Below are 12,735 nucleotides of genomic sequence, written 5' to 3' on the forward strand. Positions count from 1 at the left end.
CAATGAGGGCTTCGATCCGGGGCAGGACCCTGCGTTGACGATCACTCCGGTCCCGCTCATCGGCCAGCAAGGCGGCTGATGAGACGTCATTCGCCCCGGCCGGTGATGAAGTCTCGGACACGATCGACCAAGCCCAGCCCAGGGGAAAGGACCTTGCTGACGAGCGGGGAGCTCGGGACGCCGGGATGGGGGCGAGTCGGAGCAGTCTCCTTCGCGGCACGGACCTCCTGCCCCAGGAGATCCAGAACCTCTGGCCCACAAGCCGCACGGAGCTGAACGAACAGATTTCCCTCCTCGTCCTCGACGTGGGCGCGGACCTCGGTGCGGAGCTTGACGAACAGGTGAATGAACTCGGGATCATCCGCATCCATCCCCTCAAGGTCCTTCAGCAACCGCTCGACACGGCCGTGGTCGGCGATCTCCTTACTGACTTCGGATCGTCAAGGTGACGCTGGTTTGTCGAGGTTAGGCCCAATACCGTTCAGTTAAGTGCTTCTGGGTTATCGTGGGGGATGCCGCGTTCTGGTTGGGTGAAGCCGTCGTCTGATGTCCGGTTGTCGGATTTGGTGTCTGTGGGGTTGCTGACGCGGGTGTTTCCCGCGGATGTGGTTGACGCGGTGATCGAGGAGGCGGGGCGTACCGAGCGGCGTCACCGGTCGTTGCCCGCACGGGTGATGGCGTACTTCTCGATCGGGATGGCGCTGTATTCGGATGGCTCCTACGAGGATGTGTTCGCGCAGCTCACGGACGGGCTGTCGTGGGCGTCGGGGTGGTCGGAGTCGTTCACGCCGCCCTCGAAGTCGGCGATCTTCCAGGCCAGGTCTCGTCTGGGGTTCGAGCCGGTGCGGGATCTCTTCGCTCGGGTTGCGCGTCCGCTGGCGGGGCCTGGCACGCCGGGGTCGTGGCTGGCCGGGCGTCGCCTGGTGGCGATCGACGGGACGTGCCTGGATGTGGCAGACACGGCAGCCAACGCGGAGTTCTTCGGGCGGCCCGCTTCCAGCCGGGGGGAGCGGGCCGCGTTTCCGCAGGCCCGCCTGGTGGCATTGGCGGAATGCGGCACCCATGTGGTCTTCGACGCTGCCACCGGCCCGTGCAGCGTGTCGGAGATCGAGTTGTCCCGGCAGCTCGTCGGGCGGCTGGAGCCGGGCCAGCTGGTCCTGGCAGACCGGGGCTTCTACGGGTTCCGCCTCTGGCAGCAGGCCGCGGCCACGGGTGCGGATCTGCTCTGGCGAGTGAAGACGAACCTGCGGCCCCGGTATCTGGAAACCCTGGCCGATGGGTCCTGGCTGGCCCGGATCGTCCCGACGTCGGGCACGAACCGGGCCACGACGGAGCCGCTCACGGTCAGAGTGATCGACTACACGGTCGATGACGGCCGGGACAACGCCGAGGAGTACCGGCTGTTGACCACGATCCTCGACCCTGCCGAGGCCGGCGCCGAGGACCTCGCAGCCGCCTACGCCCAACGGTGGGAGATCGAGACCACCTTCGACGAGCTGAAAACCCACCAGCGCGGGCCCCGCGCGGTACTGCGCTCGAAAGCCCCCGACCTTGTCCAGCAAGAAATCTGGGGACACCTGTGCTGCCACTACGCCATCCGCACCCTGATGGCCGACACTGCCGCACTCTCCGGCCACGACCCCGACAGAGTTTCCTTCGTCAAAGCCCTCCGCATCGCTCGCCGTTCAGTCGCGCAGAGCGCATTTCCCCCTCCGGGCGCTGACGCAGCCGACGCGATCTGGCATCACGCCATCCGATGGCTCACCCAACACCTCAACCCAACACGCCGAAAACGCTCACACCCCCGAGTCGTCAAACGCAAAGTCCTGAAATGGGCCGCGAAACGCTCCCACCACACACACTGGCCCCAGCCCAAACACAGCCCCCACATCACCATCCAAGCCACTAACTGAACGGTATTGAGGTTAGGCCGGTGCCCGCTATGAAGCCGTCGAGCGTGTCGGGCCGGTACTGGAGGCGTTCGGCGGCCCGGCGCAGGGGCCAGCCGTCCTCGACCACGCAGCGGGCCAGACGCAGGCGGCCGGTCTCGGTCAGCGGTGCATCACGGTGGGGGACGAGGGCCTTTCGGTCGGTGTAGACGTCGCAATCCACACCGAACCCGGAAGGCCCTCATCCGTTCAAGATCCCTCAGCTGAGATCTCACTCACCTGTCCTCAACCTCCCCGGTCAGAACAACTAGTGCGCACCGCTCGCCGGCGCCCTTGCCGCGATGGCGCTTATGGCTACCTTCACCGGCCTGGCGGTCGCCGCCGCCCACGGTTGACCTGCGCTGATGATGGAAACGGCCCCTCGGCGAGGGGCCGTCCGTCGCGGGTGAAGCTGATCCTGTCGCTGCGATGCCAGTCATGGAGCATCTCGATCACGGCCTGCTCGTCGGGCAGAAGGTCGTACTCCTCCCCGGTCCGTTCCGCGTCCGCTTCGCTCGCGGCTATCACACAGTGGCCACACCGCGTCATCCACGGCCGACGCCCGCCGACCGTCGCGGCGGCGAGGCGGTCGGCGGGCGTCGGCGGCCTGGTCTGCGTCCCGCTCACTCCCCCGATCGCGCGACGACCGCCGCCCCGGCGGGCTCCTTGACCGGCGACGGAGGGAGCAGCCCGTCCGCCACCGCGTCGTCTGCGGCGGACTTCGGCTCCTTGAGGGTGAAGGTGAGCACCAGGCCCACCAGATAGACGGAGGCGATCACCCAGACGGTGCCCTCGATGCCGATCGGGCCGACCAGTCCGGCCACGGCCGAGCCGACGAACTGGCTGAGGCCGGCGCCCAGGTTGAGGATGGCGACCGCGCTGGCGATATGACGGGGCGCGAGCAGCGGCATGATCGCGGAGAGCGGTACGAACGCCCCGAGGGCCAGCCCGTAGACGACGGCGACGGCGAGCGTGATGCCGAAGCTGGGGCCGACCGCCTCGGGCACGTAGTAGAGCGCGAGCACGGTCACGAAACAGCCGAGCCCGCCCACCCAGGCGACGGTGTTGACGCCGCCGATCCAGTCCGCGACGTAGCCGGAGAGGAGGTTGGCCACGACATTGGCCAGCAGCATCGTGCCCCAGATGGTCTGCCACTGCGCCGTGGAGAAGCCGACCTCGTTGACCATATGGGTCGTCAGGAAGACCACGAAGGCGTAGAAGGACAGGGTGTTGATCAGCCGGACCACGCCTCCGACGCCCACGCGGGGGTGCGTCTTGACGATGGTGAGCGCCTTGACCATCTGGGACATGGAGTCCTTCATCGATGCCGGAGGCCCCTTGGTGACCCGGGCCCGGACGAGGAAGAGCACCAGCGCGCCGCCGGCGGCGACGAAGGCGAGGGAGAGCCAGAGGGTGGCCATCTCGCCGACGACGGGGATGACCGCGCCCGCGAAGTAGGAGCTGATGACGCCGAGTCCGGCGGTGGAGGCGAACCAGTACCAGCTGACGGCCCGGCTGAGTTTCTCGCTCGGGGTCTCCATGGCGATCCAGACCAGGAAGCCGTAGGCGAAGAAGGGGTAGCCCAGGCCCCGGATGCCGAACGTCAGCAGCATCAGCGGGTAGTTTCCGGCGGCCACGCCGACGGTCAGGAAGAGGACCTCGAAGACGCCCCAGATCCCCAGACCCAGCAGCATCACCCGACGGGGGCCCCAGGCTTCGGCGAGCGCGCCGGAGAGCCAGGCCGCGACGGCGACCACGAAGCCGTAGACGCTCCACAGCAGGGCGACCTCGCTGCCGGAGAGCCCGCGCGACTCCAGATAGGGCGAGAGGAATCCGACTTCGATGCCGTCGCCGACCATGAAGAGCATGACGGCGAGGTAGCCGAAGGCGAGCGGGCGGACGATCCCCTGCCGTTCGAGCAATCCGGGGCGGGGCACGGCGGCGTCGGCCGCGGTATGAGGCGAGGTGGGCATGTGTCCTCCGGCGTACACAACAGACGCGTGAACATCTGATCAAAATTCGAACCAAAGTGCATGTAATATGAGTGGCGCCTCTGCGGGTGTCAACCCTTGGCCGGGGTGCGCGTTCTCCGGTCCGCCGGGCCTTGACCGGCGGAGGGCGGCGAAGACAGGATCCGAACGGAGGATCAATGGAGAGAACAAATGGTCAGAAGCAACCGCCGCTGGGCAAGATCGCGCGGCTGTACTACGAGCATGGTCTGACCCACCAGGAGATCGCCGATCTCTGTGGGCTGTCCCGGATCAAGGTCACCCGGCTGCTGGCGGAGGCCCGCCGGGTCGGGATCGTCGAGATCACGGTGCACAGCGACGACCATTTGTTCGTGGGCCTGGAATCGGCCCTCGGACACGCCTATCCGCTCCGCCAGGCGTGGGTGGGCCCCGCGTTCGAGGACGAGGGCCGCGCGCTCCACTCCCTGGGCGCGGTGGCCGCCGACTGCGTCACCTCCTTCCTGACGGAGGGCACCACCGTCGCCGTGGGCCTGTCGGGGTCGGTCGCCGCGATCCCCGGGCATCTGCGGGAGGCGACCGGGCTGGATCTGAGCATCGTCCCGCTCACCGGGAGCAAGGGCGGCGTCTCCCGCGCGGCCAGCCCCCATGAGCTGGCCCTCTCCTTCGCCGCCGCCGTGGACGGGCGGGCCTACCACCTGCCCGCTCCGCTGCTCGCGCGCAACGCGCAGGCCGCACGGGTGTGGCGGGAGGACCCGGCGGTCCAGGAGACGCTGGAGCGGGCCGTATCGGCGGATGTGCTGATCGCCGGCGTCGGCGGCACCGCCGCCGACGCCGGACTGCTCGTCCAGGGTCTGAGCGCCACGGAACTCGCGGGCATCCGGGAGCGGGGCGCGGTCGGCGACATCTCCGGGCGCTTTTTCGACGCGGACGGCGCCGCCGTGCCGGGCGAGGTGGACGAGCGGCTCATCGGGCTGAGCCTGGAGCAGTTGAGGGCGGTCCCCGTCCGCATCGGCGTGGCGCGCGGGGCCGACAAGCGGCGGGCCCTGGCGGTCGCGCTGCGCCACGGCCTGATCAATGTGCTGGTGACCGATGTCAGCACCGCCGAGGCGCTGCTGGCCGACGCCGACGCCCCCGAGGGGGCCACTTCATGAGCCGCCGCCGGGAGTTCCGCGGCGACGCCCTCAGGGGCATCCGAGCGACGCTACGAAAGGACACAATGTGAAGCCCGTACAAACGCGCGAGGAGCTGTGTGAGCAACTGGCCGAGGTCGGCCGGCTCGCCGTGGAGCGCGGACTGGTACTCGCCAGCGGCGGGAATCTGTCGGCGCGGCTGCCCGGCTCCGACGAGTACGTGGTCACCGGCGCGGGGACCTGGCTGGACCGTCTGGAGGTCGCGGACTTCACCGTGATGAACCTCGCCGGGGAGCGGACCGGGGGCGCGGAACGGCCGTCCAGCGAGTGGAAGCTGCACCAGCGGACGTACCAGGTGCGGCCGGATGTGAACTGCGTGGTCCATCTGCACCCGCAGCACGCGGTGCTGCTCGACGCCGTCGGCGAGCCGATACGGCTGATCACCCTCGACCACGCCTACTACGTCCGCTCCATCGGCACGGTGCCGTACCACCCCAACGGGTCGGACGAACTCGCCGACGCCTCGGCCGAGCAGGCGCTGACGCACGACTGCGTCGTCCTGTCCCACCACGGCAGTTCCTCGCTGGGCGCGGATGTGGGCATGGCGTTCCGCCGCGCTATGAACCTGGAGGAGGCCGCCGTGGCGACCTATCGCGCGCTGACGCTGGGCAACGCGACCGCCGCTTTCCCGTCCTCGGCCCTGGCCGCGCTGCACCACGTGTGACCTCTGCTTCCTTCTCACCTCCGCACAGACTGTGGGCGGGCCCCGTCGGGGCCCGCCCACAGTCTGTGCGGAGGTGTGTTCAGGAGGCCAGTTCCCTCGCGTTGGCCACCGCGGCGGGCTCCGCGCCCGTCGCCCAGGCCCGCAGCGCCCGTTCGGCGATGCGGGAGTGCTCGGTGACTACATCGTCGGACGCGCCGCCGATATGCGGGGTGAGGGTGACGTTGTCGAGCCGGAACAGCTCGTGGTCGGCGGGCGGCGGCTCGGTCCAGAAGACGTCGAGGCCCGCCCCGGCGATCCGCTTCTCCCTCAGGGCCGACAGCAGCGCCGTCTCGTCCACGACGGCGGCCCGCCCCGCGTTGACGACATAGGCGTCGGGACGCATCAGGGCGATCTCGGGCGCTCCGATCAGCCCCACCGTCGCGTCGTTGAGGGGCACATGAACGGTGATGACGTCGGAGCGGCGCATGAGTTCGTCCAGGGCGACGATCTCGGCGTCGACACCTAGCGCACCCGGCTCCAGATAGGGGTCGTAGACCAGGACGTCCATGCCGAACGCCAGCGCCCGGCGCAGCACCCGGCGGCCGATCGCGCCGCCGCCGACGATGCCCAGGGTCCGGCCGCCCAGACCGATCCCGCGGAACCGGGCGTACGGCTCGAAGACGTCGTCCGCCGTCCAGTTGCCCGCGCGCGTCCACCGCTCGGCGGCGCTGGTGTGACGGACGGTGGAGAGGATCAGGGTGAAGGCCAGGTCGGCGGTGATCTCCGCGTTGCGCGCCGGAGTGGTGGCCACCGGTATGCCCCGGCGGGTGCATGCGGCGAGATCGACGTTGACCGGGCTGGCCCGGCAGGTGACCACGAACTTCAGCGCCGGAGCGGCGTCCAGGGCCGCCTGGTCGACCCGGTCGACCTCGCAGACCACCGCGTCGGCCGCCGCGAGCCGGTCGGCGAGCCGGGGCCGGGCGAGGGAGTCGCCCGCCATGGACGGCTCCACGGTCTCGATGTCGAAGAGATCGGCCAGCCGCGCGGCGGCGGCGGGATCGAACGGTGCGGTGATGAGCAGCCGCGGTCGCGGCGACGCACTGGTCACAGGGTTTCCCATCCATCGGCGTCATACGCCGACTCAGCCTTGTCAGAGGTGTCAGAGGTGTCAGAGAGGTCAGAGAGGTCAGAGGTGCTGGAGGTGTTTGTGGCAGGGGGGACGGACGGCGAGGCCTCGGCCTCGGTCCGCAGTTCCCGCAGCGCGGGCCAGAGGGGTCGCAGCGCGTCCCGGGCTGCGGCGAACACCCGCGCCTGCCGGTCGTACGGTTCCCGGAGGGCGGGGTCGGGGCGGAAGGCGTCCGTGGGGCGGGCCAGCGCCGTGAGCGCTGCGTCGAGGTCCTCGGCCACCCCGCCGGTCACCATGGCGAGGGCGGCCACGCCCCGGGCTCCCAGCTCGGGCGCGGTGGAGCGCACCACGGGCTCGCCGGTGACGTCGGCAAGCACCTGACAGAGCAGATCCGAGGAGGCCGAGCCGCCCGCGATCCGCAGCACCCGCCCGGGAACGGGCGCGCCGAGGCACTCGCGCAGGGTGAAGGCAATGCCCTCATAGACGGCGCGCAGCAGTTGCCCGGCCGTGGTGCGGACGCTCATCCCCACCCAGGACGCGGAGGCCGCGCTGTCGATGAAGGGGGCACGTTCCCCGCTGGGCGAGCCGTAGGGGAGATAGACGACACCGCCCGCGCCGGGGCCCGCGGTGCGCGCGACCTGCTCCACCTCGGGCCAGTCGCTGTCCTCCAGCCCGGTCACCCGGCGCACCCAGTCGAGGTTGGGCGCGCCCGTCATGGGGGCGAGGCAGGCGAGGGCCTGTCCGTCCAGGCCGGTCGCCAGGGTGATCTGGCCCTGGGCGCGGCGGTCCCGGCTGTCGCGGTGCACGGTAGCGGTGAACGCAGTGGTGCCCACGATGAGGTAGGCGTCGCCCGGCCGGACCGCCCCGAGGCCGACCCCGCCCGCGGCGGCGTCGACCAGACCGGCGGAGACCGGCACGCCGACCGGCAGACCGGTGGCGGCGGCGGCCTCGGCGGTGATGCGGCCCGCCGGGGACGCGGGGGGCAGCACCGGGGCGAGCAGCCGGCGGAAGCGCTGGTGCCCCAGCCCTTCGATCAGGGCGTCGGAGTATTTCCCGGCGGCCACGTCGAGATAGGTGCGGGATGCCTCGGAGGCGTCGGTGGCGACCTCGCCCGTGAGCCGGAAGCGGATCCAGTCCTTGCAGTTGAGGTGGTGGGCAGCCTGTGCGAGCCGCTCGGGGTAGTCCGCCTCCAGCTGTTCCAGGAGCACCGGCAGCGCTCCGGGAAACAGGGACGAGCCGGTGACCTCGTGGACCAGCGCGCCCCGGCCGTCGGCCTCCCAGCGCGCGCCCCGGTCGGCGGCGGCGCCGTCCATCCAGATCCGCGCGGGGCCGCAGGGGCGGCCGTCGGCGTCCACGAGCCACGCGCCGTCGCCCTGTCCGGTGACCCCGACGGCGGCGATCTCGACGCTGTCGCCCGCCTGCCGGACCGCCGAGCGGACGGTGTCGCGGACGGCGGACCACACCTCGTCCATGTCCTGTTCGACCCGGTCGCCGTGGTGTGTCACCCCCAGCGGCGCGCGCGCCCAGCCGAGTTGCCCGCCGTCCCACGCGAGGACGACGGCCTTGACCGCGGTGGTGCCCGCGTCGATTCCGACCACTGCCTGCCGAGCCACTGATGAACCTCCCGCAACCGCATTATGAACATTGGTTCATCGAACGATCTAAAGTGCAGCAAATTTAGGCGGGCAGACTGCCGCAGTCAACCGCCCCCGCCCAGGCAAACCCGGCCGACCCCTTCGACAGGTCCGGACATGCCAAAGGACCCCGCCCGGGGGCGGGTCCTCGCGTGCGGCTCAGCTCACTGAGCAACCTCCAACGCGCATCCCGGTACAGCCTGCGAGCGCTCAGCAAGAAGTCCGGTCTCTCCCCCAGCTTCCTGTCACGGGCCATGAACGGCGAACGGTTCCCGAGCTGGGAGGCGACAGCGGAAATCGCCCGCGCCTGCGGCGCCGACCCCGAAGTCCTGAAGAAGGTCTGGGACGACGCCGACGCCCGGCGCGTCCGCAAGCCCCGGCCCGAGACACTCGCCTCCGCCCTGCGCTTCCTGCATCAACGGGCAGGAAGCCCGACACCCTGGTCGGTGTCCGTCAGCAGCGGCTACGCCCTCGCCCCGGAACACATCACCAACCTCCTCAACGGGACCACGATCGGCACCTGGGAAGACGTCCAGACACTCATCCAGGCACTCGACGGCGAGCACACCTACTTCGAGCCCCTCTGGCAGCAGGCGGCCGCCGAACGCACCACCCCCGCACCGGCCCCCGCACCACAGCCCCCGGGCCAGGGAACCACCAGCCGGATCGAAGACCTCATCACCGCGTTCAACAACATCCTCGCCACCACCACCAACCGCCCCACCACCCAACGACGCCCCCTGCCCACCCCCATCCAGGGCGCAACCACCTGGGCCGGCCAATAGCCCCCACCACCACGCACGCCCCGATGAGCCGACCCCGAACGGGCCGGCTCAAGCCCCCGCCCCCAGCCCAGCGCCGTCAGCGCCACCGGATTCAACGGAGCCGACGTAAGCGGGCATCGAGCTGACACACGCCGAGAACCGCTACGCGGCGACCTCGTACTTCACGACGGTGTCCGTGCAGTCTTTACCGAGGTCCTCCAGCGCTGCGCGCTCCTTGCCGTCCGCGGTCAGCTTCCAGCGGAGCTTCGTGGCCACCCAGTCGGCGCCGTACGTGCACTGAGCGGACGCGGCCGACGGGAGCCATTCGGCCGGGTCCCGGTCGGCCTTGCTCCGGTTGGTCTTCGCGGTGACGGCGACCAGCGACCTGTCGGCGTCGAGGTCGTTCGCGTACTGCTCACGCCGCTCTGCTGTCCACTTCGAGGCCCCAGCTGGCGGGGAGCGTCATTCCCCTCGTACGGTATTCCGGATTCCGGTCCGCGAGGCCGTGTCTTGCGGACCGTCTTCACCAGCCTCGCGCTGGCCTGGATACGGTGGCGGCATGGCCACGATCCTGCGGCACCCTCGACCTGGATTCACGTGGAACTGGTGGGCCGTCGACACCAAGGGCTTCCTCGTACAGTTCAACGACGGGCCTGCCCCCGAGCACCTGCTGGCGCATGTGGACCGCGTCGACGCCGCAGCCGCGTGGGCGGAGGAACACCGCTCCGGGTGGTTCAACCGTGGTCCCCTGCCGCTCCACGTGTTCGACTGTAACGGCGAGTTGCCGACCTACACCCGGAATGGTGTCCCGGGCTCCCCATTGCGGCTGCCCGACGCACCGGCAGTCATCGCGGACGTTGCGACCTTGGTCGAACTGAACAAGGCAGTGGGAGACACCTGGACGATTTATCTCGACGAGGGATGGGTTTAGACAACTCGTTCTGGACCGCCCTCAGACGGAGCGCCACCTCGCGAGATAGGCGGGGCCTTCGGGAAGGTAGCGGCTGCCTGGCCTCTCGTAGTGCTGCCATTCAACCTCGAAGCGCCGGGCGTCTGTTGGATCTGCGCGAAGGGGGCCGAGCAGGGCTTGGAGTGCGTCGTAGCGTGCGTCGACTTTCCCGCTCCCTGGGTGAGTGTCAGTGGAGACCTCGTCTGCTTCATACCGGGCGTTCCAGGCGCAGAAGATGCTCCATTGCTCTCGTTCCATGTCCAGCGTCAAACGGTCAGCAGGCCAGACGAGGAACTCGTCCTCTTCGGGGTCCGCGTAGCCGGTGACCGACTCGAAGTAGTGGGGCAGCCCTCCGATGGAGGCGAGGCCCGAACGAGGGCCGTCGTACCAGTCGTTCTCCACGTAGACCTGCTCAAATCCCGCCTCCAGCAGGCGAGTCTTCTCATCCGATGCGCTCATCCCTCCATGATCCCCCCGGCGGACCGCAGCCGGGCCTCGAGGTACGCGGTCCAGTCGGTGGCGGCACGGCGACGCCATTGCTGGGCGGTGATGACATGCAGGCCGAGCATGGGGGCAACTCCGCACGGCGCACATCACCCCGGATGAGCTGGCTGAGGTTGAGGCCCGTGAGCGGGAGGTGCTGGAGAGCCGTGCCCGGCGGTACCGGGGCGGGCGGGAACCGATCGGGCTGAAAGGCCGTACGGTGCTGATGATCGATGACGGGACGGCCACGGGGTCCACGGCGCGCGCGGCCTGCCGGGTCGCCCGTGCCCGCGGGGCTGCACGGATCGTGCTCGCCGTCCCCGTGGCACTTCACGACTGGACCGCACAGCTCGGCGAGGAGGCCGACGAGCTGATATGCCTGCACACCACGCGGGACTTCCGCGTGGTGTGCAGCCGCCGAGCCACATGCGCGGATCACCGCGGTCGTCTCGCGGTGGCCGCAGGCCCGACCTGGCGGGGCCACGACTGCCGTCGGTGACGGCGCCAACGCTACTGATCGTCGGGGGCCACGACCAACTGGTACTCGACCTCAATCGCGAGGCACAAGCGCGGTTGCGCTGCGAGAACCGCCTCGTGGTCGTCCCCGGCGCCACCCACCTCTTCGAGGAACCCGGTGCCTTGAAGAAGGTCACCGATGTAGCCCGTGACTGGTTCACCGATCACATGACCCCCGTTCCCCGTACGGCGGACTGAGACTGAACGCGTGCTCAGGTCACAGGCGCTGCGCAGCCGGGACGAGGGGCATGTGCGGCCCAGGTGCGGTCAGTCAGTGCAGCGGTGGCAGACGGGAGCTGGGAGGCCGCGCCCGGGGCAGCGTCGTGGCTCGCCGGTCGATCAGTCGTGGGACGCGGAGTGGTGCGTGAGTTGGCCGACCACGGTCGCACTGTCCGCGAAGAGCCGCTCCTCGACTACGTAGCCCTCCGAATCGAAGGTGATGACGGCCGCCATCTCGATGACGATCGAGTTGCCGGTGGCCGCGAACGCCCCGTACTCGCCGTCGTGTGTGCCTTCGAAGCGGACCAGCATCGAACCGGTGAGGCCGTCCTGGCCCAGCGGACGGATGCTGGCCCTCAGGTCACTGAAGCCCGCGAAGAGCGCCGACTCGCGGGCGGCGAGCGCATCGATCCCCTCCTGGGGACCGGTCAGGGGCGAGTCGTACCGGGCCGGTTCACGCCAGAGGGCGGTCACTGCCTCGATGTTGTGGTGATTGACAGCGGCCTCGGCCGCGCGAGCGAAGTCGTCGATGAACATCGCCAAGCCTCCTTAATTAAACCTGCGTGCTGGTCTATTTAATTACCAGTATCATGCTGACCATGGCAAGCGCGATCAGGAACAGTGCCCCTGCGAGGCGAGTCGGCCGCCCGCCGGGACCCACCGCCCATGGAGCCGCCTCCCGCGACCGCATCCTGGAGGCGGCCGCCGGAGTGTTCGCGCGACTCGGCTACGACCGTGCCCGGATGGCGGACGTCATCATGGAGAGTGGACTCACCAAGGGCTCGGTCTACTTCCACTTCGAGAGCAAGGAAGCGCTCGCGATCGCGGTTCTGTCCGCCAAGCACGCACAGTGGCTCGACCTCGTCCGCACGAGACTGGCCGCGACGCCGGAAGGGGTCGATCGGCTCGAAGCGCTGCTCCCGACGATGCTCGACCTGCACCGCGACGACCCGGACGCCTGGGTCATCGCCCGGTTGATCCAGGACCTGGCGGACGTTCCCGAAACCCGCCCGCTGGCAGCCCAGCTGACCCGGACCTGGATCGACGACGTCGCCGACCTCATCCGCGGCGCCCAGCGCGCGGCGGACGCAACGGTCGGGATCGACCCGACCCTGCTCGCCACCGTTCTCGTCGGCGCCTTCGACGGTCTGAAAAACACCGTCGGCATCCTGAACGCCGGTGCCGACGAGGCGAACGCACAGCTCGCCGCCGGCGGCGAGGTGTTGCTGACGATGCTGCGGTCCGTCCTGGGGCGGGCGTAGCCCGCTCTCCCATCGCAACCGGTGATCCCGCCGCCGCGCGAGCGTCCGCCA

The 12,735-nt window shown here is 69.8% G+C and carries 11 protein-coding genes and 3 pseudogenes; 8 read left to right on the top strand and 6 right to left on the bottom strand.

The features are described from left to right. Positions 1 to 185 precede the first annotated feature (185 nt). Entirely contained in the window at positions 186 to 449 is a 264-nt protein-coding gene (locus tag OHA19_RS41615; RefSeq protein WP_331749883.1) for a hypothetical protein, read from the top strand. A gap of 63 nt (positions 450 to 512) precedes the next feature. After that, positions 513 to 1,712, top strand: a pseudogene (locus tag OHA19_RS41620) (IS4 family transposase); the annotation flags it as partial. Positions 1,713 to 2,551: 839 nt separating this feature from the next. Here OHA19_RS41620 and OHA19_RS41625 read toward each other — a convergent pair. Beyond that, positions 2,552 to 3,901, bottom strand: coding sequence for an MFS transporter (locus OHA19_RS41625; protein WP_331749880.1), 1,350 nt, complete (start codon positions 3,899 to 3,901; stop codon positions 2,552 to 2,554). Between the two features lie 176 nt (positions 3,902 to 4,077). Between OHA19_RS41625 and OHA19_RS41630 the strand changes: the two genes are divergently transcribed. Next, positions 4,078 to 5,049: a sugar-binding domain-containing protein gene (locus OHA19_RS41630; protein WP_331749877.1), complete on the top strand. Its 972-nt coding sequence runs from the start codon at positions 4,078 to 4,080 to the stop codon at positions 5,047 to 5,049. A gap of 67 nt (positions 5,050 to 5,116) precedes the next feature. Continuing rightward, complete coding sequence (locus OHA19_RS41635; protein WP_331749874.1) at positions 5,117 to 5,752, top strand: class II aldolase/adducin family protein; 636 nt, start codon at positions 5,117 to 5,119, stop codon at positions 5,750 to 5,752. A 79-nt stretch (positions 5,753 to 5,831) separates the two neighbouring features. Here OHA19_RS41635 and OHA19_RS41640 read toward each other — a convergent pair whose 3' ends face one another. Both OHA19_RS41640 and OHA19_RS41645 read right to left on the bottom strand, forming a co-directional pair. Further along, the gene (locus OHA19_RS41640) at positions 5,832 to 6,839 is read right to left on the bottom strand and encodes an NAD(P)-dependent oxidoreductase (protein WP_331749870.1); all 1,008 of its coding nucleotides are present in this window, start codon (positions 6,837 to 6,839) and stop codon (positions 5,832 to 5,834) included. Continuing rightward, the gene (locus OHA19_RS41645) at positions 6,836 to 8,470 is read right to left on the bottom strand and encodes an FGGY-family carbohydrate kinase (RefSeq protein WP_331749867.1); all 1,635 of its coding nucleotides are present in this window, start codon (positions 8,468 to 8,470) and stop codon (positions 6,836 to 6,838) included. Before OHA19_RS41645 ends, OHA19_RS41640 begins: the two co-directional genes overlap by 4 nt. Before the next feature lie 173 nt (positions 8,471 to 8,643). On the opposite strand from OHA19_RS41645, the gene OHA19_RS41650 reads away from it, so the two are divergent. Next, positions 8,644 to 9,276 (top strand): helix-turn-helix transcriptional regulator, encoded by a 633-nt coding sequence (locus tag OHA19_RS41650; protein WP_331749864.1) that lies wholly within the window; start codon positions 8,644 to 8,646, stop codon positions 9,274 to 9,276. Positions 9,277 to 9,417: 141 nt separating this feature from the next. On the opposite strand, the pseudogene OHA19_RS41655 reads toward OHA19_RS41650, so the two are convergent. After that, positions 9,418 to 9,705: pseudogene (locus OHA19_RS41655) on the bottom strand (HNH endonuclease); the annotation flags it as partial. A 109-nt stretch (positions 9,706 to 9,814) separates the two neighbouring features. On the opposite strand from OHA19_RS41655, the gene OHA19_RS41660 reads away from it, so the two are divergent. After that, complete coding sequence (locus OHA19_RS41660; protein WP_331749861.1) at positions 9,815 to 10,186, top strand: hypothetical protein; 372 nt, start codon at positions 9,815 to 9,817, stop codon at positions 10,184 to 10,186. Between the two features lie 21 nt (positions 10,187 to 10,207). On the opposite strand, the gene OHA19_RS41665 is transcribed toward OHA19_RS41660, so the two are convergent. Continuing rightward, entirely contained in the window at positions 10,208 to 10,663 is a 456-nt protein-coding gene (locus OHA19_RS41665) for a hypothetical protein (RefSeq protein ID WP_331749858.1), read from the bottom strand. A 127-nt stretch (positions 10,664 to 10,790) separates the two neighbouring features. Between OHA19_RS41665 and OHA19_RS41670 the strand changes: the two are divergent. Continuing rightward, positions 10,791 to 11,401, top strand: a pseudogene (locus OHA19_RS41670) (hypothetical protein); the annotation flags it as partial. Between the two features lie 141 nt (positions 11,402 to 11,542). On the opposite strand, the gene OHA19_RS41675 reads toward OHA19_RS41670, so the two are convergent. After that, positions 11,543 to 11,959 (bottom strand): ester cyclase, encoded by a 417-nt coding sequence (locus OHA19_RS41675; RefSeq protein WP_331749851.1) that lies wholly within the window; start codon positions 11,957 to 11,959, stop codon positions 11,543 to 11,545. Between the two features lie 62 nt (positions 11,960 to 12,021). Between OHA19_RS41675 and OHA19_RS41680 the strand changes: the two genes are divergently transcribed. After that, positions 12,022 to 12,684, top strand: a complete 663-nt coding sequence (locus OHA19_RS41680; protein WP_331763248.1) for a TetR/AcrR family transcriptional regulator — start codon at positions 12,022 to 12,024, stop codon at positions 12,682 to 12,684. Positions 12,685 to 12,735 lie beyond the last annotated feature (51 nt).

The organism is Streptomyces sp. NBC_00012 (assembly GCF_045040875.1).
Taxonomy (GTDB): Bacteria; Actinomycetota; Actinomycetes; order Streptomycetales; family Streptomycetaceae; genus Streptomyces.

Bases quoted from the DNA above. Each gene is read 5' to 3' on its own strand.
- OHA19_RS41615 (WP_331749883.1), top strand. From the start codon at position 186: ATGGGGGCGAGTCGGAGCAGTCTCCTTCGCGGCACGGACCTCCTGCCC.
- OHA19_RS41625 (WP_331749880.1), bottom strand. From the start codon at position 3,901: ATGCCCACCTCGCCTCATACCGCGGCCGACGCCGCCGTGCCCCGCCCC.
- OHA19_RS41630 (WP_331749877.1), top strand. From the start codon at position 4,078: ATGGAGAGAACAAATGGTCAGAAGCAACCGCCGCTGGGCAAGATCGCG.
- OHA19_RS41660 (WP_331749861.1), top strand. From the start codon at position 9,815: ATGGCCACGATCCTGCGGCACCCTCGACCTGGATTCACGTGGAACTGG.
- OHA19_RS41665 (WP_331749858.1), bottom strand. From the start codon at position 10,663: ATGAGCGCATCGGATGAGAAGACTCGCCTGCTGGAGGCGGGATTTGAG.
- OHA19_RS41675 (WP_331749851.1), bottom strand. From the start codon at position 11,959: ATGTTCATCGACGACTTCGCTCGCGCGGCCGAGGCCGCTGTCAATCAC.
- OHA19_RS41680 (WP_331763248.1), top strand. From the start codon at position 12,022: ATGGCAAGCGCGATCAGGAACAGTGCCCCTGCGAGGCGAGTCGGCCGC.